Origin of the sequence: Imperialibacter sp. EC-SDR9 (genome assembly GCF_902498805.1) — a bacterium.
Taxonomy (GTDB): Bacteria; Bacteroidota; Bacteroidia; order Cytophagales; family Cyclobacteriaceae; genus Imperialibacter.
The window spans coordinates 53,772-73,162 of sequence record NZ_LR701586.1 but is presented as its reverse complement, the minus strand read 5'-3'; the positions used below and the strand labels follow the sequence as shown (position 1 = coordinate 73,162).

The window sequence follows — 19,391 nt, the reverse complement described above, 5'->3', positions numbered from 1 at the left end:
TGTAGAAGCAAAGTGTATTCGAAGCAATTTGTTGCTTAACTTTCGTTATTGAATTTGATGCTGTAGACCCAACTTTCCATTGAAGAGGTTCATTATTTTTATAATTATTCTGGTAATTGGTGGCGGGGCCTTTGTTGCCTATAAAACCTATTTCGAAAGGGGTAATATTTCCCTCTGGACGTTGGTTCCTGACAATGCGCTGGCCGTTTACGAATCTACCTCACCCATTAATGCCTGGGCAGCGTTTACGTCGTCGAATATTGGGAAAGGGCTCCAGTCTATTGCTGCATTCAAGCGTCCCGGTCAAATGCTTTCAAAGCTTGATACGATTTTGGGAGGAAATGAGCAAACAGCCACGCTTTTCAACGACAAGACTTTCCTGGCCAGCCTGCACAGCGTAGGCAGCCAATCGCTAGACTTCCTTCTTCTCGTAGACTTGCCTACGCTGAATAGCCGGGGAAAAATGGATGACATCCTGGCCTACTTTTCAGAGAAAAACGGATATACCATTTCCAACAGAACTTACCAGGGCTACACCATTAGCGAACTAAGGTCACAAAAAACGAAAGATCTGTTCACCTTCATTTACTACAAAAACTTCTTCATAGGGAGCTTCACCCCCTTCCTTGTGGAAGATGCAGTCAGAAATATTGAAACTGCTGGTTTGGGATTTTTCGACAAGAACGTTGGACTTCTCACCCTCTCCAGATTACAAAATGATCAGGGTAATTTGTACGTCAACACCGACAAGCTTGATAGGCTGGGAGATACGTTCATTAATGAAAAATTATTGGACCTGAGAACAACAGCCAGCCTGGGTTCATCATCTTTTCTCGACATCAAAGTAACCGAGCCACAGCTACTAATGAATGGCTTTACGTTGATACCGCAAGACTATTCAGGCTACTTAAGTGGCTTTATCAACAACCCTGCACTTTCCCTAAAAATGGAAGAGGTAGTGAGCAACCGAACCGCTGTTTATTTTAACCTCACTTTTGAGTCTGCCGAGCGTTGGAACACTCAGATGATATCCTATTGGCAAACAAACGAGCCTGAATTGGTCGATTTAAGAAGCACAACGTTGAAAGATCAGGACATTGATATTGCCTCCTTTTTTGAGGGTATTGGTGGACATATAGGCGTTTCGTTGCAGGAATCTTCTTTAGGTCATGATCCTGACAAGGTAGTTTACATGGAGATGGAGGATCTGCCGGAAAGTCTTCAACAGTTCAGGGAGCTTTCAGAGAGAATCAACAAGTCGCAGGGAGACACACTTTACTACGAAGAATACGCCGATTTCACGATTGGGCAGCTTGAGATTGACGAATTCCCCTATCAATTATTTGGCGAGCCCTTTAGCGGTTTTTCGTCACTGTACTACACCGGCTACCGTAACTATTTGATTGGGGCGGGTTCAGTGCAAATACTGAAAACCGTGATCGACGATATAACCAACGAAAATACGTGGGGAAAGTCAGTGCAAATCAATTCGTTTCTAGACAACACGTTGAGAGAAGCCAATTTCAGTGTGTTCGTTCACACACCCAGGGCCTGGAATCTGTGGCAACAAAACCTGGACGATGCCTGGAAGCAGCAGTTTACGGATGCTTCGTCCACCCTTCAGTCGATTGACCTGATGGCCATACAATGGTCTTTTATCGAAGACAAGTTCTACACCAGCATCATGCTGCAGCAAACGGAAAAGGCGGCACAAAAAGGGGCGCAAAAACCTCTGCTGGCCGATAACTCCGTGACTTTTGCCCAGCCACTCATCTCAAAACCGTTTGTGGTTCGCAACCACAACGACAAAACGCTGGAAACGCTGGTTCAGGATTCCACCCAGATGATTTACCTGCTATCTGCCAATCAGGAAGTTTTATGGCTCGACTCTATCAAAGGGAAAATCATCAGTCCGGTCTTTCAGATCGACTACTATAAAAACGGCAAACTGCAATACCTGTTTTCCACCCCCAAATACATTTATGCCATCGACCGAACAGGCGAGTATCTTCCTGGTTTTCCTGTAGAGTTTAAGGGCAAAACAGAAATCGCTTACTTCAATCTGGTCGACTACGACAAGAGCAAAAATTATCGCTATTTCTTCGCCGACACCCGGGGCGATTTGTATATATCGGACAAAGATGGGAAAGTGCTGGAAGGGTGGAACCCAAAGGAAATCAAGCACCCGCTTGCCTCCTCCCCTCTGCATATCAGGGTGAGAGGACAGGATTTTCTCGTGGCGTTGCAAAGCAATGGCATCATGCGGGTATTCAACCGGCGGGCACAACCCGTGGCGGGCTTCCCGGTAGACTTCAAAGCCCCGGTAAACAATCCGGTATTTGCTGAAGCGGGCTCAACGAATGCGAATAGTAAACTAACGACGATTACCGATGATGGGTCAATTATTCAAATCAATCTCGCTGGCAAAGTGCTGCAAAGGGAGCAGCTCTACCGGCCATCGGCTCAGTCAAAATTTAAGCTCGTGCCTGAAGCTTCAGGCAACGGCTACATTTTTACAAGGCAGGATGCCAACAGAATTGCTATTGTAGATCAGGCTGGCAAAGTGCTCTTTGAAAAAGACTATCTGTCCAGCGGCATTGCCAGTTCTCAGTTCTACGATTTTGGCGGGGGACGCAAGCTTTTCATTGTCAACGATCCTGTGCAGGCCTTCAGCTACTTGTATGACGAAAAGGGAAATCTCGTAAATTTCAGGCCTGCAGAAACCATGAACGAGGTGGCGATCATTTTTTATGAATCACAGGGTTTGTATAAAATTTACAAAAACTACGAGAATGAGTTCTCCATACTTACCCTGAAAAAGTAGTGTAGTTTTCTTTTGCTGCCTCCAACCTATTCTTTGATTCGGCTGTCCTTTAGGAAACATTTTTTGATATGAAGAAGGCATTAGGAATTATTGGCGTCTTTGTAGCCATCGTCTGCGTAGGCATGAGCTGCGGAAAGGAAGAGATCAATTCAGCTCTGGAAGGAACGGAAACAGCTTCCGACACCTTGGCGATTAAGCTGGGAGAAACCATTACTTCCACCGCTGGAGAGCAACTCACTTTTAAGAAGCTTGTAGAAGATTCACGGTGTCCGGCCAATGCCATGTGCATATGGCAAGGCATGGTAACTGTTGAAATGCAAGCACGGGTTGAGTCAAAAACGGAAACTTTCACCCTGACTACTAACCCACAAGACCCAAAGACATCGGCCGTTGTGTTGGGCTATGAAATAACATTAGTGAATGTATTCCCTTATCCGGGAACCAGCATTGAAGAAGTAAAGGAGTCGGACTACTGGGTGGAAGTAACGGCAGTTAAAGCAAGCAATTGAGTTAGGGAATGTTTTAGTCAGCTATATTTATTAGAAGGCTGCCAATTGGCGGCCTTCTTTTTTTCACCCCCCCGATTATCAAATTGGATTTGAGAATCCGCCATTCATGAAGTACTTTACTGTTTCATTAATGACCCACCAATGCGCAAAGCTTCTCTTTTCCTCACATCTCTGTTCATAACGTCTTCCCTGCTTGCTTCAGGCCCCGGCAGTCAGGCGCTCGATGCCTTTGTCGCTGATCACATGGCTGAGCTTAAAGCATTTTACCTTGACAGGCACCAAAGCCCCGAGCTCTCGCTGGCTGAAAAGCAAACCTCAAAAACGCTGGCTGCTGAGCTGCGTAAGCTTGGCTTTGAAGTGACAGAAAACATGGGTGGCTACGGCGTGGTGGGTGTGTTGAAAAACGGCAAAGGGCCTACAGTGTTGTATCGCACCGATATGGATGCTTTGCCTATGGTCGAAAAAACCGGCCTTGACTACGCCAGTCAGGTGGTTGTAGCTGATGGCACGGGAGGACAAGTGAGCACTATGCATTCCTGCGGACACGACATGCACATGACCGTGTGGCTGGGCACGGCCAAGGCGATGGTGGATATGAAAAGTCAATGGAAAGGAACGCTGGTGATGATTGGACAGCCTGCTGAAGAAATTGGTGCGGGCGCCAAGCTCATGCTGGAGGCTGGCCTGTACGAGAAGTTTCCGGTGCCGGATTACGGAGTAGGTCTTCACTGTAGCCCCACTATACCAACAGGCAAAGTTGGCTTTGGCAAAGGTTATACCATGGCCAACGCAGAGGCCATCAGCATCAAAGTATTTGGCCAGGGTGCTCACGGGGCCTCGCCTCACATGTCGATTGACCCGGTGGTAATGGCCTCTATGCTGGTAATGGAGCTCCAAACTATTGTGAGCAGAAACCTGAACCCGCTCGACAATGCAGTGGTGACGGTTGGGGTTATTAAGGGCGGCACCAAATACAATATTATACCTGATGAAGTGACCCTGGAGCTCACCGTAAGAACTTTCACAGAAGAAGTAAGGTTAAAAATTCACCAGAGAATCAAAGAAATAGCCAGGGGTGTGGCGATCTCAGCCGGACTTCCTGAAGACAAATACCCAGAGGTAATCATCCCCGAGACTTTCACCCCGGCCAACTTTAACAATGAAGCATTGGTCGACCGGTTATCAGCGGCCGCTGTCAAGGCGATTGGAGCAGACAATGTGGTGGCAGCAGAACCACAAATGGTGGCTGAGGACTTTTCGAGGTATGGAAAAACGGAGCATAAGGTACCCACTACACTCTTCTGGCTGGGCACAGTGCCAGCAGAAAGAACAGCGAAAGTGGCAAAAGGCGAAATGTCATTGCCCGGCCTTCATTCACCATTTTACTACCCAGCTATTGAAACATCGATAGCAACGGGCGTGAAGGTAACCAGCACTGGCCTGCTTGATTTGTTCAAAGGCGGGAAATAGCAAAAGCTATTCAAGTTGAAGCCGTTTGACGCCGGTATTGAATCGCAGGTATCGTTTCTCTCCATTCTTTTCGATGGCAACCACATTTTCCTGGTCGCTGAAAAGCTCGACCAGCAGGCTATTCTCCACCACGTCAATCGACATCCCCTCTACAATGAAGTATGACCAAACAGTATCGTTTTCTGCACTGCCGCTTACCCATTTCAGTGCAAGCTCGTTTCCCTGCTGAGTGATGAAATGCACCTTAGCTTTGATATAACTGGCAACAAGCGCTTCCGATTTTTTGATATCGCCATCGGTTCGAAGCGAAACACTTTCTCCCGAGAAATCCCGAATAGCATCCTCCAGGTCAGTATTAAAAAGCCGGCAGCTTACCTCCCAGGTATCGTTGCCTGCATACTTCACGTTGGTCACCGACACGTAGAGACCGTGGTCGGCTCCAAAAAATCCTATGATGAAAATTAGCACTTGCACATTACAAGATAGCACAAAAAATATACTTTGGGATCAAGCAATATTTCTGGGGATTAACTCTTTTGACAAGAGAATTATGTCATTACATAAAGAAGCAAAACTGGTTCAGTGCGTCCCGCCTGGACCTTTTGCTTCTTTATTGTCTATCATTCGCCAAATGTTACAAGGTTATTTCAGCGTCTTACTCCCCAGATTTTCCGCTTGATCCATACTCTGCGCCTGGCTAACGGTGCTTAGCCAATGGAATAAAAAAAAGCAATCCCGTCACAAAGACGGGACTGCTCACAACCATCATCCCAAAAAAATTATTACTCAACCAGCACTTTCCTCACCGGTTTCGCTGGCTCAGCCATTTTGTTGAGCTGGAGTTGCAGGACTCCATTTTTGTACTCAGCGTGTACTTTTTCTTCATTGACATCCTCAGGCAAGGAAAAGGAGCGCTTGAAGTTGGTTTGAAAAAACTCTCTTCTGGTGTAGTTGGGTTTTTTCTCTTCGTTCTCCTCCTTACGTTCAGATGTCACTGTCAGCATTCCCTTTTCAATGGAAACCCTGAAATCATCTTTTTTGAAACCGGGCGCAGCCATTTCTATTTCATAGCCTTTGTCGGTTTCCTTAATGTTCACAGCGGGCAACAACGGTCTTTGGAGGAAATCATCCCCAAAGAATTTCTCGGTGTCCCATAAATCAGTCAGCAGCGAGTCTATCATTGGCAGGCTGCCGTTTCTTTTGACGAGTGTCATAGCTACCTCCTTGTGTTAATGTTATACCCAAAAGTGGCACCAAAACCTTGCCCCTAAAATGATTTAGAACAGCAGGCTGCTATGATTTTCCTCATACCTGTCTTACAGATACTGTGGCAATCAGTAAATTAATTTGTGGCTAAATACCAGCACGAAAGGTGCCTGTTTGGTGAATTTTTCCTATATTTTCTACATATATGAAAAATAATAGAACCTCAGGGTGCCAGCGCCGTAAAAAGAGGACATAAACGGAGTTACAACGTTTTTAAGTCATTACACTACCGATCATGAAGGGAACACATCTTGGAGAATTTGAAGAATTGATATTGCTCACGGTTGCTTTGCTCAATGAAGAAGCCTACGGAGTTGCCATACAAAAAGAGATCAGGAAAAAAGCTGGCAGAAGTGTGGCCATCAGTGCCATACACAGTGCGCTGAACCGTCTTGATTCGAAAGGCTTTGTGGAGTCCGCTTTTGGCGAGGCCACTCCCGAACGAGGCGGCAAACGAAAGCGAATTTTTAAAGTAACAGCCTTCGGCATCAAGTCGCTGGAGCAGGCCAAGGAGCTAAGAGAAAGCTACTGGACGGAAATTCCTCAGCTCTCTATTGAGGGGATGTAAAATCTGACCAATGCCTACCTTGATAAAAAAGGACAACAGAGGGAATAAAAGACCTGAGCCGCCAGCCTGGGCCACTGGCTTCTTGCATTGGTATTGCCGGGAAGAGCTGGCCGAAGAAATAGAAGGAGACATCAGGGAAATATTTGAAGAGACAGCCAGCGCAAAAAACAGCAGGCTGGCCTCGCTTCAATATGTGTGGCATGTGCTCAAGTTTTGTCAGCCCTTTGCCTGGAAGAAAAAGAACAACAAATACAATCAAACTCAATTTAATAATTGGACTATGCTTAAGAATTACATCATTATCGCTTACAGGAGCCTCCTCAAGAAGGTTGGCTACTCGCTGGTGAACATCTTCGGCCTGGCGGTAGGCATCACTGTCTGCCTGCTCATTGTCATTTTTGTGCAATACGAACTCTCCTTCGATAATTTTCAAAAAGACGATGTGTACAGGATCGCCCTCAAAAGGGTGTACCCTGAAAGAGAGGTGAACTACGCCTTCATTCCGCACTCCATTGGCCCTCAGCTAAAAGAGGATTTCCCTGAAGTGATCCAATCTGCTAACCTGCTAAAGGCGTTTGCCCCCATTGTGGTGCGTTACAACGACAACTACTTTTATGAAGAAAATATACTTTTCGCAGACAGCACGCTGTTTGAGGTGTTGGAGATTCCGTTGATAGAAGGCGACGCTGAAACTGCGCTGAAAGAGCCCAACAGTCTGCTCATAACCGAATCCATGGCCAAAAAATACTTCGGGGATGAGTCGCCTATGGGCAAAAGCATGGAAACCGGGCAGGGTAATTTCATTGTGAGGGCCGTGGCTAAAGACTACCCAGGCAACTCCCACATGGCATTTGACTTCATTGGGTCGATGAGCACCTTCCCGTTCATTGCACAGCCCAACTGGATCGGCTTTGATGTGCTTACCTACCTCAAACTACAACCCGGCTCCAATCCGGCGACCCTCGAAAAACAGTTTCCTGAGTTTGTGAAAAAATATGCAGCGGGCCCCATTCAGCAGCGCAATGGCATTTCTTACGACGAATATATCGCTGCGGGCAATGGCTACATCTACACACTTCAACCATTGAAGGATATTTACCTTCATTCTAACCTTGAAGGAGAAATAAAGGCGAACGGCAATATCACTTACGTATATATTTTCATTTCAGCGGCCATATTCATCCTGCTTATTGCCTGCATCAACTTCATGAACCTATCCACCGCCCGCTCCACCGAGAGGGCGAAGGAAGTGGGGATTAGAAAGGTGCTTGGATCGGTAAGAAATCAGCTGATAGGTCAGTTTATCACCGAATCGGTTCTGCTTACTTTGATCAGCTTTGTGCTTGCCATGGTAGCGCTGGTATTTATCCTTCCTTTCTTTGCCGATGTATCGCACAGAGCACTCACATTAAATTTCCTGCTGGCACCCGTTACCATTGCAGTGATCGTTCTGGTCATTTTTTGCATTGGCTTCCTGGCCGGCGTGTACCCCGCCTTCGTGCTATCTTCCTTTCAGCCCGCAGCGGTGCTCAAAGGGAAGATGCAAACATCAAAGTATGGAGTTTTTCTTCGCAACGGCCTCGTTGTTTTTCAGTTTGCTATCTCCATCGGCTTGATTTCTTGCACCATGATCATTTTCAACCAAATGAGCTTCATGCTCAATAAGTCTCTGGGCTTCGAAAAAGATCATGTGGTGGTGATTGAAAGTGCCTTCAATGTTAACAGAGACAATTTTCAAAACCCGGATGCAGACGTATTTCAAATCAGAAGCCGGTACGAAACCTTTGAGAACGAGATCAAAAAGGTGCCTGGAGTGAAAAATGCCACCTACACCTCGGCTATGCCAGGCGACGTAATGCCCGGGTTCATAGTGAGAGTGCCGGGCAGTGGCGAAAAAGAAAGCATGGTAGCGAGAGGACTTTCGGTAGATGAGAGCTTCTTCGAAACGATGCAGATCGAGCTTTTGGAAGGGCGACTGTTCTCGAAGAGCTTCAACGATTCACTATCTATGATACTTGCGGCCTCCACCGTGTCCAAGCTCGGGTTGGAAGACCCCATAGGCAAGAAAATTATCAATGTGAATAACGGCGGCGACACTGACATTACCTATACCATTATCGGAGTGGTCAATGATTTTCATTTTCAGTCGTTGCATGTGGGGCTGGAGCCTGTGGCTATCATTCACGTCAACTCACCCAATACTTTCATCAATAAAATGGTAGTAAAGGTTGACCCGGCCGAATTGAAAGCTTCTCTGGCTGGCGTGGAAGCAACATGGAACCAGTTCACGAAAGACACGCCGCTGCGCTACTACTATCTGGACGAAAACCTGAAGCGCTTCTATGACGCAGAGAAAACCAGTGGCGACATGTTCACCATTTTCACATCGCTGGCCATTATGATCGCTTGTATTGGCCTGTTTGGCCTGGCTGCTTACACCGCAGGTCAAAAACGCAAAGAAATTGGAGTACGTAAAGTGATGGGCGCTTCCATCTTCAACATCGTGCTGCTGCTGAGCAGGGACTTTACGAAACTTATCCTGATTGCCGTGCTTGTGGCGGTGCCTGCCGCCTGGTGGGGCATGGACAAGTGGCTCGATAACTTTGCGTACCGCATCGACATCAGCGTGTGGACATTCCTCCTCGCAGCCCTCACTGCTGTAGTTATAGGCTGGCTGACTGTTGGCTATCAGTCGTTCACAGCCGCCAGCGTGAACCCGGTGAAGTCGTTGAGATCAGAATAAAACTAATAGTTTGAAAGCAGACGAGAGAAAGCTGTCCAAAACGGACGGCTTTCTCTATTTCATGGCCGACCGGAAAAATCTCACTCTAGCCCGGATGGAGACCAATGACCAGGCTGTAGGCATTGTCTTCCTGAACGACCTTAAAATTGAGCTGATGCCTGTTGCAAATGGCTTTGATAATAGACGCTCCTACTCCCAGCCCCCTGACAGAAATAAAATCGGCGCCCTCGTGAGACAACTCTCCGACCTCACGGGTGCTGTTAGTAACTTTTAACTCCCTTGGCGTCAGCTTCACCTCAATAAAGCCATTCTTGATGTTGTGACGAATACTGTTCGAAATGATGTTGTTCAGCAGCGTATCTATTAGTTGCGGATGTATATCAAGCATCACGTTCGGCACAATGTCGGCCTTCAGGCTAATCTTCTTCAGCTTGATCAGCTCCTCCGTTTGCTCAAGTTTGGATGTCAGCGTGGCTGAGAAGTCAATGTGACCCATTTGGTTAAACTGCCCCAGCTCTATTCTCTTCAGGAAAATGAGAGTTTTCTCAAACTCGCTGATGCCTTGAATAGTATTGCGAATGGCCACCAGGCTCCTTAGCTGGTCTTCGCTCAGGCTCTTGTCCTGAATGAGCAGGTCGATCCTTCCATTGACCACCGCAAGGGGTGTTTGCAGTTCGTGGGTAAGGTAGGAGGTGAAATCCTTCAGCTCGTCGTACTCACTCTGAAGCCGGCTTGTTATTTCACGAAGGGTGGCGTCAAGCATCTGAAACTCTTTCACGCTGCTTGGGGCACTCACATATTCGCTAGAGCCATCCAGGTTGAAGCGGGTCAAATTAGCTAATATCCTATGGAAAGGCATCCAGATTTTTCGAAAGAAATAAAAGTTGAGAAACAAGATAACCACAGCCATTAAAAGACAAGTGATGACGATGGTGGTGATGACCGACTGTAGTACCTGATCGTTATCAACTTCGGCAGTGCGTGCCCAAACCATATAATTCCTGCCATTTGTGCTGTACTGAAACCGCAATTGGCGATACAGTATGGATTCGTTCAGCTTGGGGTTATTAATCACCGTATCGGAGAAGACATCCGTCACTGGCAGGTGCAAGGCCTCCTCCTCTTCTATTTCGTAGATATCGGCAAATGCATGCTCAATAAAAGGACTTTCTCCTTTGTAGTTGTCCAGCAGGTCAATGATATACTGCTTTCTTATTTTCAGCACCTCGTCCTCGTTGGTTTCCAGTACCGATTCGATGGACTGGTAAAAAATACCTCCGCCGAGAGCAACCACTACAATAATAGCGGGGAGGTTAAAGATGAGTTCCTTTACGACCAGCCTCATGCCACTTCAAACCGGTATCCGATACCGTGAACGTTTTTGATGTTGTCAGTGGCTCCTGCGTTCATTAATTTCTTTCGCAGGTTTTTCACATGTGTGTATATGTAGTCGTAGTTATCGGAAAACTCTATGCTTATGCCCCATAGGTGAGCGGCCAGGCTCTCTTTTGTGATCAGGCGGTTTTTGTTCGACATGAGGTAAAGCAGCATCTCAAATTCCTTCTTGGTCAACTCAAGCTCCACATCATGCACAAATGCCTTGAACTCATTGGGATAAACGGAGATCGATTCCGAAACCACCTGATGGCGGCTATCGCCCAACTTCCTTCTAAGCACCGACCTGATCCGGGCATTCAGCTCATGCAGGTCGAAAGGCTTGGTGAGGTAGTCGTCGGCCCCGAGATCCAGCGACTGCACCTTGTCCTCGGTCATGTTGTGAGACGAGATGATGATGATGCCTGTTTTTTGCTGTTTTGACTTGATGAGATTGATGAGTGAGTTGCCACTACCATCGGGTAGGTTGATATCGATCAGGCACACATCGTAGTTCTCGTTCTTTATTTCCTGCTGCGCCGACCGATAGGTTTCCACAGCCACCACCACATACTTCTCCTCTTCCAGGAAAGTCCTGATTGCCTTTAGTAATTGGTATTCGTCTTCTACAAGAAGTACCCTTACTTCCTTCATTTCGACTTTTGACATTGAACGATACAATTTACTAGAAATCGTTATTTACTAAGCCAGCCCGGGCGATTAAGTTGCTTGGCCATCTCGCTGCTGCAACTAAAAGGAACCTTGAACCAAAAGTCAACTTTATATTGTGCAAGCCCGGCAGCCCTGGGCTGCATCCCCCAATGGCCGCCACCCGGGCCTGCAAACAACCAACTGAAAGAATAAAACAAGTGATGAGTATCACTCCTTTACAGGAAACCTGTTAAACGCAAAAAATCATCATTCAACCTTCAACTCTTTTGCGATAACCCATTCTTTCGATACCACAAATTTCACCTATGATTTCTGAAGTATTTTGGGAGCAATCCTGAAGTTTTCCTGAATATTTGGAGTCAAAACACTCATTTGTCGCAATCATTCAGTATAACCCGAATAGTCGTTCAGTATAATCCGAACAATCAGGGGATTGAGAGGCAGAAGAGCCTACCACCACCCAAGTCAAGCCGCACACTACTACCGAAGACGTTGGTCAGATAAAAACCCTAACAAACGGATTAGATGAATGAGTTGAAAAATATATGTTTATTCTTGAGGTTTGGAATAAAAACCTGGATCAAAAATCCCTATCTTTCTATAGTGGGGATAACCCTAAGTCTGAGTTGGGATTTGGGGTTATACAAGTGTTGGAGTGCATGGCGAAACCGTATAAAATGAAACCTTACCAACTTACAATACTTCTTGTCGTTATGCTATTCTCCTGCAATAGTAAGACTGAAGAACGCTCAGGCACTAAACCGTCGACACCAGATTCTAATAGCTTTCCAAAGTTCAATTCACGATACTCAAATCGCAACACAATTTCACTGACTGATAAGCCGGATAACCAATACCAACTGGACTCCATTCAATTTGCCAACTGGACTGACAAGTACACTCCATTCAAAACAGAATTTGGCAGACACTACACAGCTGAGCTTTACTCTCTCCAGCCTCAATTTGGACATTTTGCGACTCTCGCTATTCGGACGGACGGCGACGATTGGACCAAGATACATTTAGTGACGATTAACCAAGATTTAGAGCTAATCGACAAGGTAGAGGCAGCAGACTCTTGGGCCGACCTTTTAGAACAAGACGACGACGTGGAGATCGTCGGCAAGAAACGGAAATACACAAATATGCTCTCAGATTCGGCATATGAAACCATAGCCATTAGCACAACGGAATTCATCAACTACCGAACTGACAGTACGAGGTATGAAATTGACTCGGTAGTGACCCGGGTAGATATTCGGACAGACGGCACATTTAGTCTGACCAGGCAGGATAGCTTACGGCGTGAAAAGCACTCCAACACAAACCTATGACGTCATGGGGCTTCACTTGTAAGGAAATGACAGTCGGGATTGCAGTCCCCGCCACTTTGTGTATTTTTATTCATCGGCGTGGCTATTTGCGGACGGCAGCGGTATCTCTTACCAATCCCCACGCCGCATAGCTAGGCGTAAATACTGCAAAACGTAATGATCACTGTAAAAAGTAGACTGCACCCTATTAATGCCTTTCTTGTGCCGTCATTTCTATTTATTCTCATCGGAGGACTTGGACTGATGTTGCTGGTAGTTTCATTCAATTTGGTAAACAATGGCACAGTAGATTCAATATTGAGGACACCAATATACGGTAGTGTTGTGTTTCTGGCATTGATGATCTGGCTACTTTACAGTTACCAAAACCTTTGCAAATCAATTCAAATCACTGATCAAGGGATACTTTTCAAATCGTTACTTAAGACCGAGCGACTAGATTGGTCAGAAATAGCCAACATTGAATTAACCGGGAAACAGAATATGATGATGTCCCCAATGGAAGCAACTAAACTGACACTCAAGAATGGTGAGTCCAGGAGCATAATCGCCTTTTACTATGAAAATATGGACTCATTGCGGAGAGCCTTGGAGCAAGTAAAAGCGTGCTTTGCCGAAGGACTCAAGGTCGAAATCAGGGGTAGAGACTGGACGACAACCAGCTTAAGCCCGATTGGAGACGTTAACACTTTTACCATGAACCGATATCGTGGGAATCATTTACTGTCTTTCAATGGGATACTCATTTATGGCTCTGTCCTGTTCATTCTTTACCTGACGTTGTTCGCAGAATCGCCCAACTCGGTTCAGACAAACACCACAGTGTTTGTGCTATTTTTTGCCTTCTTCTATGGGTTTTTTGGTTTCCAATTGCATCACTTCTTCCTCAGTGACGAATTTATGGTTGTGAAGAATCATGTGTGGTGGTGGCGAATACACAAGTATAGGATTTCTGACATTAAAGAGGTGGTATTTGAAACTCCCTACAGAATGTCAACCTCACTCAGAATAACTACTAAGGACTTTAAGTCATCTCTTTACCCTGCTGGCAGCCTTAAAGATTCGACCTGGCATTCGCTGATGAATGAATTTCTTAGGCTAAACATCAAAGTGCGTAATGAGGCAATATTTTGAGAAAAACACTGCTAACACATCAGTAAAATGAATGGCGGCTTCATCGGTTGTCAATGGTCAGTTGGCTTGGATTGTCCGCCACAAAAGTTAATTTTATCATCGCCCAGCCTTGGCTGAAGCTATGGTTAGGAAGGCGTAGCTAAGTTCAAGTGGGTAGCCAAGTGCATAAAACAACCCCACTCGCCACAGCCGGGCGAGCACCACTGTAGCATGAAGAGACTGACTTTCATACTATTTGCTATTTTTCTTTCTGCGGAAGTTTCCTTTGCGACGGGGCAATACGCTGAATTGATCATCTATGAAGGTGACACTCTTGAACTGCTTTCTGTGCCGCTGGAAGATTATTTAGGAGAGTATGATGAACGAGAAGGTAAATATCCATTTCTTAAACTGACCTGCTCTACTGCCTTATGGAGAAACTATCAAGCTCTATGGAAACTTGAGAATGATGAATTACTTCTTGTTGATGTATTCCTTTGCGCCGATCGTGAGAAAAGTATACTTCGAAATCTATTTGAAGTAGACTCGCCAATTAAAGCCAAGTGGTTTTCTGGAAAGTTATTTGTCCAACATGGCAAAATGATTAAATATCATCATTCCGGGTTTGCACAATATTTTGAAGAGGAAACAGTATTTGAAATTCAGCAGGGTAATCTTATAGATCGCCAGCATTTTGTGAATGGCTATCGACCTGGCGACACTGGCCTTCCAAGTAATCCCGATTCAATAATGGTGGAAATTTATAGTCGAATCAATTGGGACGGTCTACCCGGGCTTTCGAAAGACTATAAAGTATTTGTGGATCTAAAAATGGGTAAGGTTGATAGCCTCACAATTTTTCGCAGTATTGCTCCCGAAGTTTACGTTCAGGAGGTTCAGAGAGTATTGACCAATTTTCCTCAACTTCGAAAGTTCTATTCAAGAGGCGAGCCTTTATATGAAAGCTACATACTCCCTGTAATTTTCAGTAATGAGCAACGAAAACGATTCTCCCGCTAATTCTCAGTTATCGAGCATACCTAGACGCACAAAATGCTGTATCAATTAACTCTAATAATTTCCTTGATATCGTTCATATCCCCAACATCGGAACTTCCAGACTGGGCAAACAAACGTTTCGTTCAATTCTCTGAGAGGCTTGAAGTCTACGATCAGATTGAGCCGACATTTATCGAGCTTGACCTTGATGGAGACCAAACAAAAGATGTAGCGATTTTTGTGAGAGAAAAGTCCGTCAATAAAACAGGTGTTCTATTTCTTTTCGACGGTGATGAAGAACGGTATTTTCTAGCTGGCGCTGGTGATTCCTTTGGGACCGGTGGCGACAGCTTCGAATGGGCGGACAGGTGGGAAATCTTTCTGAAGTCGAAAACTCATCAAACCACGTTTCTTCCAAATGGAGACATCGCCGGAACTAAAACAGTAGAGCTTAAGCATCCGGCAATTAGCATTCGAGAAGACGAGGGTTCTGGAGGCCTCATCTACTTTGATGGAAAGAAATTTATCTGGATACATCAAGGGGATTAAAGCTCGCTAACACACCGGTAAAAATGAATGTGGGCTTCACCAGTTTTCTATCACTCGCTGGCTTGGATTGTCCCCCACATAGTTTAATTTTATCTTCTGCGTGGCTAAGTGGTGATGGAAGCGGAGCTAGATAAAACTCCCACAGTCATTTTAGGCAGGCGTTGTGATCCATTGACTGCAAACCGGAAATTCTCTAACTTTATCACATGGCAACTGAGGAAAAACTAAGAAAATCGATCCTCAACAAGATCAAGAAACTTTCGGACGACAAACTTCCGAACCTGGATGCCTATATCTCTGATTTGGAGTCACACTTACCGACTGACAAATCGCCATTATCTTTCAGCGGAATTTTTAAGGAACTCGAATTAACCGAACTAACTTCTGACCTCCATAAATCAAGAGAAGATCATAACTATCGAATTCCGCAGTTTTGAACAGATCACTTATTGATACAGACATACTTTCATATTTTTTGAAAGGTCATAAGCAGGTGACTGAAAACGTTAAATTATATCTTAAGGAACAATCGAAAATCACGATTTCAGAAATAACATATTTCGAAGTTCTGTCCGGCTTAACTTTTAAGAAGGCCACTAAACAAATACAAGAATTCGAAAACTTCATTTCAACATGTGAAGTCCTAAAGCTCTCAACATCTTCGTTGCGAATTTCTGCAAACATCTATTCTGAGCTTAGAGAAAAAGGAATTACAATCGGAACCGCTGATTTATTAATTTCAGGGATCGCACTCGCTAACAACTTAACGCTGGTAACGAACAACCAGAAACATTACCAACCTATTGAGCAACTTTCAACTACCAACTGGAACGAATAAAAACGGATCACAACACGCCGTTAACAATGAATGCCGCTTCATCGGTTTTCAATCATTTGTTGGTTTGGAATGTCCGCCACAAAGCATAAATTTAGCGGCACCCAACCTTCGCTGAAGTTACGGTTGGCAAGGCGGGGCTAAGTGCTAATGGAAGCGGAGCAGCATAAAACTCCCGCACTCATTTTAGGTAGACATTATGGGTAAGGCCGCAATTGATAGAATGACGAACAAACTTCAAAAGTTTCTTAAAAAAGATAAATTCAGTACATCTGAATGGGAAAATAGAGGGTTAAACCCATCTTCTGTCGAACTCTGTCAGAAGATGAATGAACTTCTTAACAACTGCTGCCAAAAACTAATAGAATTATCAAAAACTGGTGCAACAAATAAGGCTTTCAAAAAAGAACTAAAGAATGGTCTGTCAACTTTCAACAAGGCTGATTATGATACTGAAGAGAAGGAGTTCATCTGTGATTATTTCTTAGAGTTAAGCCAGATTTTAGACGTAAACTTCAAAGATGAACTGAACAAATGGTTATACGGCTCCCTCTTAAATGGCATGATGAAGGTCGCTTCAATTTTTAAAGGGTCGGCAAATATCATAGAAACATTATCGCAAGATTGTACAAACTGCAACGCCAAACTCGAAACTTTCATAACGAAAAAGCAGGAAGGCATTCCAGATTTCTCATATGATATTGTGAAATGCAAAGCATGCGGGGAGTTTAATATGATAAATAAAGGTCCCGACATTCAAAGTTTCTCATTTGGTGAATACGAACTTGTTGAGCAACTGGAAAAAACTGAATATACCGAAGAAGAGGCCAAGGCTCGATTAGAGCAGATAAAGTATTGGCGAAAGTGAAGCCCATAATATCTGCTATGAATGGATTGAGAGTTTTGTAGGTCAGGATATTTTCGTGGGGGTGGGAAAGTCCGCCACAATTAATGAGTTTAAAAAAAAGCGTGGTTATGTGCGGAAAGAAAGGACAGTGCTTTCTAAGTCTCACTCATGATAGTTGCTACCGATGACGTGTTACTAAGCTTTCCAAAGAATGTGTGGATTTCGACAGGCTCAATCTGACACATTCTTTTAACATTTCGAATCACGTCATCTCAATTTGTGCGGTTGCCAAAATGTTAGGTCTCGCAAAGACTCCCCAAAACCACCCACCCCTCTCTCATTAACTTTTGCCCCCTTATTTAAGGCCCAGATATTTCACCATGGGAAACTAAAAAAATCGAGCTATTTTCGAACTGAACTATTTTAATAAGCATCCGTCATTCTTAGTACTCCCACCCACATAAAGACCTCCATTGCGGTTCTGCCCTTCGTTAACATGAGTGCCGATGGCGAGAACGAATACTTCTGTGATGGCATCACTGAAGAGATCATTAATGCCCTGGCCAGGGTCACAGAGCTCAAGGTTACTTCCCGCACTTCCAGTTTCTATTTTAAGCATCACAAAGCATCTATCCGGGAGATAGGCGAAAAGCTGAATGTGTCGGCAATACTGGAAGGAAGTGTGCGGGTGGGTGGCAATATGCTAAGGATCACCGCACAACTGATCGAAGTAGCGACGGATTCACATTTCTGGTCACAAACCTGGGATAGAAAGCTCGAAAATATCTTTGAAATACAGGATGAGGTCAGCCTCCATATTGCCGACAAGCTCAGGGAACAGTTTGGGCACATGGAGATCGGGGATCACCTGGCAAAGTCACCCACGCAAAACCTCAATGCCTATGAACTATTGCTCAAAGGAAAATACCTGTTTAATCGCTGGAACCCGGAGGATGTAAACAAAGCCATTAGTCTCTTTGAACAAGCTATTGAGCAGGATCCTGATTTGGTGGACGCTCATATGGGATTGTCGGATGCCTATGGATTTCTGGCTACGGCTGGCTTTGCTCCGAGGGAGGCCTCCTGGAAGAAGGCTTTTGAGCACATGAAGATTGTGGAGCGAATTAACCCGAATCATGCCCCACTCAACTATCAGCTTGCCAATCATGCCTTTTTTACGGAAGCAGATTACAATAAGGCTTTCAAATACACCCTGAAAAGCATCAAGTCGAGGCCCACCTACCCTGAGGGGCAGCAGTTCATGGCTTTCCTGTACCTGCTCAAAAACGACACAACAAAAGCGAATGAGCACCTGCAATATGTGCGCTCCGTCGACCCGCTTAACCAGGAAACGCTGTTCTATCAGGCCTACTACTTTTACCGAACGGAGGAGTTTGAGAAAGCAGCGGCCATCTGCCAACAGTTGCTGGAAGTAAACCCCAAAAACCTGCCGGCCTACATCGTTCATTGCTACTGCTTGTTTCATCTGGGGCGGATTGATCAGGTGATTGAAGAAACTGCTAACATGCCGGATGAAATCATGATACCCGACGAAAGAGCAGGCATCAACGCACTGGCCTACCTAATGAAGGGGGATAGCAATAATGCAGCGCCTTATATCAATGAGGTGATGGCCAGATCCAATGAAAATGCCTCTTTTCAGGCAGATGCCTATGCTTTCTGGATCTATGCGCAGCAGTGCAAGGCAGATGAGGCCTTTGCCATCGTCGAAAAGTTGTTCACCCATCAGTCGTCCATATTGCTACTCAATTACTATGATCCGCTGGCAAAGAACCTCAGAGGGGATGATCGATTCTGGCGGTATGCCGATCTGATCTATCCGGAGTTGAAACATAAGGAGTCAACCCCAAAGACCAATACATCACAATTGGATGAGGCCACGGCCGCCGCTTATGAGGAAAAGCTGATGGCGGTCGTCAATGATGAGTTGCCTTATCTGAATCCCTCACTCAGCCTGAGGTCACTGGCCGAACAAATCGAGATGCACCCCAACCAGCTATCGTGGTTGCTCAATGAGAAAATCGGAAGGAACTTCAACGAGTTCATCAACGACTTTCGGATCGGGCATTTCAAAAAGCTGGCGGTAGATCCGGCCAACTCACATATTTCGCTGGTTGGGCTGGCTTTCGAAAGTGGGTTTAATTCCAAAACGGTCTTCAATACCTACTTCAAAAAAGCAGAAGGAATGACTCCCAGCGCCTTCCTGAAGCACCATTCATAGCCGAATAAGTTCCGTTTTATAATTCCGAACCTATCACTATTGATTC

General features: G+C 45.2%; 17 protein-coding genes. 13 read left to right on the top strand and 4 right to left on the bottom strand.

The window, feature by feature from the left end:
- Positions 1-79: 79 nt before the first annotated feature.
- The 3 genes from GC130_RS14800 to GC130_RS14790 all read left to right on the top strand — a co-directional run bounded on the left by GC130_RS14800 (position 80) and on the right by GC130_RS14790 (position 4,803).
- Entirely contained in the window at positions 80-2,824 is a 2,745-nt protein-coding gene (locus tag GC130_RS14800) for a hypothetical protein (RefSeq protein ID WP_151999109.1), read from the top strand.
- A 68-nt stretch (positions 2,825-2,892) separates the two neighbouring features.
- Positions 2,893-3,333 carry a hypothetical protein gene (locus GC130_RS14795; RefSeq protein ID WP_151999108.1) on the top strand — a complete coding sequence of 147 codons (441 nt, stop codon included), beginning with the start codon at positions 2,893-2,895 and terminating at the stop codon, positions 3,331-3,333.
- 141 nt (positions 3,334-3,474) lie between these two features.
- Entirely contained in the window at positions 3,475-4,803 is a 1,329-nt protein-coding gene (locus GC130_RS14790) for a M20 family metallopeptidase (RefSeq protein ID WP_151999107.1), read from the top strand.
- A gap of 6 nt (positions 4,804-4,809) precedes the next feature.
- Here the strand turns inward: GC130_RS14790 and GC130_RS14785 are convergent, their stop codons facing one another.
- On the bottom strand, positions 4,810-5,271 hold the full coding sequence (locus GC130_RS14785; RefSeq protein WP_151999106.1) for a DUF6702 family protein: 462 nt from the start codon (positions 5,269-5,271) through the stop codon (positions 4,810-4,812).
- A gap of 314 nt (positions 5,272-5,585) precedes the next feature.
- Entirely contained in the window at positions 5,586-6,017 is a 432-nt protein-coding gene (locus tag GC130_RS14780) for an Hsp20/alpha crystallin family protein (RefSeq protein ID WP_151999105.1), read from the bottom strand.
- Positions 6,018-6,304: 287 nt separating this feature from the next.
- Here GC130_RS14780 and GC130_RS14775 point away from each other — a divergent pair, with 287 nt between their 5' ends.
- Together GC130_RS14775 and GC130_RS14770 are read left to right on the top strand one after the other, a co-directional pair.
- Positions 6,305-6,637 carry a PadR family transcriptional regulator gene (locus GC130_RS14775; protein ID WP_151999104.1) on the top strand — a complete coding sequence of 111 codons (333 nt, stop codon included), beginning with the start codon at positions 6,305-6,307 and terminating at the stop codon, positions 6,635-6,637.
- A gap of 10 nt (positions 6,638-6,647) precedes the next feature.
- Positions 6,648-9,380 carry an ABC transporter permease gene (locus GC130_RS14770; RefSeq protein ID WP_151999103.1) on the top strand — a complete coding sequence of 911 codons (2,733 nt, stop codon included), beginning with the start codon at positions 6,648-6,650 and terminating at the stop codon, positions 9,378-9,380.
- A gap of 85 nt (positions 9,381-9,465) precedes the next feature.
- On the opposite strand, the gene GC130_RS14765 is transcribed toward GC130_RS14770, so the two are convergent.
- Both GC130_RS14765 and GC130_RS14760 read right to left on the bottom strand, forming a co-directional pair.
- A complete protein-coding gene (locus tag GC130_RS14765) occupies positions 9,466-10,725 on the bottom strand; it encodes a HAMP domain-containing sensor histidine kinase (RefSeq protein WP_151999102.1) in 1,260 nt (419 codons plus the stop codon).
- A complete protein-coding gene (locus GC130_RS14760; protein WP_151999101.1) occupies positions 10,722-11,423 on the bottom strand; it encodes a response regulator transcription factor in 702 nt (233 codons plus the stop codon). Before GC130_RS14760 ends, GC130_RS14765 begins: the two co-directional genes overlap by 4 nt.
- A gap of 680 nt (positions 11,424-12,103) precedes the next feature.
- Between GC130_RS14760 and GC130_RS14755 the strand changes: the two genes are divergently transcribed.
- The 8 genes from GC130_RS14755 to GC130_RS14720 all read left to right on the top strand — a co-directional run bounded on the left by GC130_RS14755 (position 12,104) and on the right by GC130_RS14720 (position 19,345).
- A complete protein-coding gene (locus GC130_RS14755) occupies positions 12,104-12,760 on the top strand; it encodes a hypothetical protein (protein ID WP_151999100.1) in 657 nt (218 codons plus the stop codon).
- Between the two features lie 156 nt (positions 12,761-12,916).
- Positions 12,917-13,894 carry a hypothetical protein gene (locus tag GC130_RS14750; RefSeq protein ID WP_151999099.1) on the top strand — a complete coding sequence of 326 codons (978 nt, stop codon included), beginning with the start codon at positions 12,917-12,919 and terminating at the stop codon, positions 13,892-13,894.
- Between the two features lie 210 nt (positions 13,895-14,104).
- Positions 14,105-14,893, top strand: coding sequence for a hypothetical protein (locus GC130_RS14745; protein WP_151999098.1), 789 nt, complete (start codon positions 14,105-14,107; stop codon positions 14,891-14,893).
- A 63-nt stretch (positions 14,894-14,956) separates the two neighbouring features.
- The gene (locus GC130_RS14740; protein WP_151999097.1) at positions 14,957-15,421 is read left to right on the top strand and encodes a hypothetical protein; all 465 of its coding nucleotides are present in this window, start codon (positions 14,957-14,959) and stop codon (positions 15,419-15,421) included.
- Positions 15,422-15,627: 206 nt separating this feature from the next.
- Positions 15,628-15,858: a hypothetical protein gene (locus tag GC130_RS14735; protein ID WP_151999096.1), complete on the top strand. Its 231-nt coding sequence runs from the start codon at positions 15,628-15,630 to the stop codon at positions 15,856-15,858.
- A complete protein-coding gene (locus GC130_RS14730; protein ID WP_151999095.1) occupies positions 15,855-16,259 on the top strand; it encodes a type II toxin-antitoxin system VapC family toxin in 405 nt (134 codons plus the stop codon). Before GC130_RS14735 ends, GC130_RS14730 begins: the two co-directional genes overlap by 4 nt.
- Positions 16,260-16,455: 196 nt before the next feature.
- Positions 16,456-17,124: a DUF4844 domain-containing protein gene (locus GC130_RS14725; RefSeq protein WP_151999094.1), complete on the top strand. Its 669-nt coding sequence runs from the start codon at positions 16,456-16,458 to the stop codon at positions 17,122-17,124.
- A gap of 475 nt (positions 17,125-17,599) precedes the next feature.
- Positions 17,600-19,345, top strand: coding sequence for a helix-turn-helix domain-containing protein (locus GC130_RS14720; RefSeq protein WP_151999093.1), 1,746 nt, complete (start codon positions 17,600-17,602; stop codon positions 19,343-19,345).
- The last annotated feature ends 46 nt before the right edge of the window (positions 19,346-19,391 follow it).